At 62.6% G+C, this 2,763-nt stretch carries 3 protein-coding genes; all 3 read right to left on the bottom strand.

The features are described 5' to 3' along the window. Positions 1 to 35: 35 nt before the first annotated feature. Entirely contained in the window at positions 36 to 980 is a 945-nt protein-coding gene (gene arcC / locus JHD64_RS20935) for a carbamate kinase (protein ID WP_110313791.1), read from the bottom strand. A gap of 265 nt (positions 981 to 1,245) precedes the next feature. Further along, positions 1,246 to 2,256 (bottom strand): ornithine carbamoyltransferase, encoded by a 1,011-nt coding sequence (locus tag JHD64_RS20930; protein WP_199055516.1) that lies wholly within the window; start codon positions 2,254 to 2,256, stop codon positions 1,246 to 1,248. A gap of 90 nt (positions 2,257 to 2,346) precedes the next feature. Next, positions 2,347 to 2,763, bottom strand: a 417-nt coding sequence (locus JHD64_RS20925; RefSeq protein ID WP_233170645.1) for an arginine deiminase family protein, incomplete at its 5' end; no start/stop codon positions are given.

Raw genomic sequence — 2,763 nt, 5'->3', positions numbered from 1 at the left:
GCCCTTGTTCACAACACCGCAATACCTCTACCCGCTCAGTACCACTCAATCCCGGCCTTCTCGGTGGAGATGATGGTGCCGGCTTCGCCCTTCACGATCTTCTCGATGTCTTCCAGCGCGCCAATCACCGCACGCTTGCCGGTCAGCCGGGCGAATTCGCAGGCGGCTTCCACTTTCGGGCCCATCGAACCCGCCGCAAAGCCCAGCTTGTCCATTTCGTCCGGGTGGGCGTGGCGGATGGCTTTGGCTTCCGGGGTGCCCCAGCCAACAAACACGCTCTTCACGTCGGTGGCGATGACGAAGTAGTCGGCGTCCACTTCGCGCGCCAGCAGGGCGGAGGCCAGGTCTTTGTCGATCACCGCTTCCACACCCACCAGTTTGTCACCCTGGTACATGGTGGGGATGCCGCCACCGCCGGCAGCAATCACCACCGCGCCTTTTTCTATCATCCATTTGATGGGGCGCAGTTCGAAGATGCGTTTCGGTTTCGGGCTGGGCACCACGCGGCGGTAGTAGTCGCCGTCGGCCTTGACCGTCCAGCCGTGGCTGGCGGCCAGCGCTTCGGCTTCTTCCTTGCTGTATACCGGGCCGACGAACTTGGTGGGGTTCTGGAAGGCCGGGTCGGCGGCGTCCACTTCGGTCTGGGTGAGGATGGTGGCCAGTGGTACTTCAAACGGCAGCACGTTGCCCAGTTCCTGTTCGATCATGTAGCCGATCATGCCTTCGGTCTGGGCGCCCAGTACGTCGAGCGGATACGGGGTGACCTTGCCGTCGACGTGGCGGGCGTAGGCGTCGTTTTGCAGGCCGAGCAGGCCCACTTGCGGGCCGTTGCCGTGGCACATCACCAGGTTGTGGCCGAGCCGGGTGACGGCGGCCAGTTGTTCGGCGGCCACCTTGACGTTGGCGCGTTGGTTGTCAGCGGTCATGGCTTCGCCACGACGTTGCAGGGCATTGCCGCCCAGGGCTACGACGACTCGCATGATGTTTCCTTTTCTGGCCCTGTCCGCACAGTCGGGACAGTGGCGTGGCCGGTCTGCCTGTGGCAGGCCGGTGTGTGTCGGATGGGGCGGCAGGTCACCGGGGGATGACCTGCCGGAGGGTGGAATCCGCCTGAGTGAGGGGGAGCAGATTCCGCCGCCACGACTTCAAGGGGGTGTCGTCGTGGTGGGTGAAGCGGTGTTGCGGTCAGGCTTCAATGACGGGCACCGTGGCAAGGCTGTAGCGCTTTGCCACGGCGCCTGACGATTAATCTCCGAGAGTCGCCACCAGGATGGCCTTGATGGTGTGCATGCGGTTCTCGGCTTGCTCGAAGGCAATGCAGGCTTCGCTTTCGAACACGTCTTCGGTCACTTCAATGCCATTGGCCAGGTCCGGGTATTGCGCGGCAATTTCCTTGCCCACCTTGGTTTCACTGTTGTGGTAGGCCGGCAGGCAGTGCATGAACTTGACTTGCGGGTTCTGTGCAGCAGCCATCAGGGCGGCATTCACCTGGTAGGGCTTGAGCAGGCGGATGCGTTCGGCCCACACTTCGGCCGGTTCGCCCATCGATACCCAGACGTCGGTGTGGATGAAGTCAGTGCCCTTGACGGCTGCGGCAGCGTCTTCGGTCAGGGTGATGCGGGCGCCGGTGCGGGCAGCGATTTCACGGCACTCGGCGACCAGTTCGTCGGTCGGCCACAGGTGTTTCGGCGCGCCGATGCGCACGTCCATGCCCAGCTTGCTGCCGATCACCAGCAGGGAGTTGCCCATATTGTTGCGGGCGTCGCCCAGGTAGGTGTAGCTGATTTGCGAGATCGGCTTGTCGCTGTTTTCCCACATGGTCAGCACGTCGGCCAGCATCTGGGTGGGGTGCCATTCGTCGGTCAGGCCGTTGTACACCGGTACGCCGGCAAATTTGGCCAGTTCGTTCTCGACCATGTCCTGGTCGAAACCACGGTATTCGATGGCGTCATACATGCGACCCAGCACACGGGCGGTGTCTTTCATCGATTCCTTGATGCCGATCTGCGAGCCGGACGGTCCGAGGTAGGTGACGTTGGCGCCCTGGTCGTAGCAGGCTACTTCGAACGCGCAGCGGGTGCGGGTGGAGGTCTTTTCGAAGATCAGGGCGATGTTCTTGCCCTTCAGGTGTTGCTGTTCGGTGCCGGTGTATTTGGCGCGTTTCAGGTCGCGGGCCAGGTCGAGCATGTAGCGGATTTCGCGCGGGGTGAAGTCCAGCATGCGGAGGAAGTTGCGGTTGCGCAGATTGAAAGCCATGGTAACGCTCCTTGTTTCGGTGCCGGGTGGCGGGCTTGGCCGACGCCACCGGGCGAGATTGATGTACTTGCTGTGCTGCGGGGCAGCGGTTTAGATCTTCACTTCGTCACGGATGATCGGGCAGGTCATGCAGTGACCACCGCCACGGCCACGGCCCAGTTCGGAGGCCGGAATCTCGATCACTTCCACGCCGTGCTGTCGCATCAGCTTGTTGGTGTAGGTGTTGCGGTCGTAGGCCACCACCACGCGGCGGTCCAGGGCCACCACGTTGTTGCCGTCGTCCCATTGTTCGCGTTCGCGCTGGTAGGCATCGCCGGCGGTCTGGATGATGTGGACTTCTTTCAGGCCCAGTGCCTGGCGCACCACTTCGGTAAACGGCACACCATCGTGGCGTTCGAAGCGCACTTCGCCTTCCTGCTCACCGGCGTAGATGCTGGTGCAGACGATTTCGTTGACCACGTCCGGGAACACCGACAGCAGGTCGATATCGAGGAAGCTGAACACGGT

This window comes from Aquitalea sp. ASV15 (assembly GCF_016429115.1).
Classification (GTDB): domain Bacteria; phylum Pseudomonadota; class Gammaproteobacteria; order Burkholderiales; family Chromobacteriaceae; genus Aquitalea; species Aquitalea magnusonii.
This window is presented reverse-complemented; position numbering and strand designations above follow the sequence as displayed.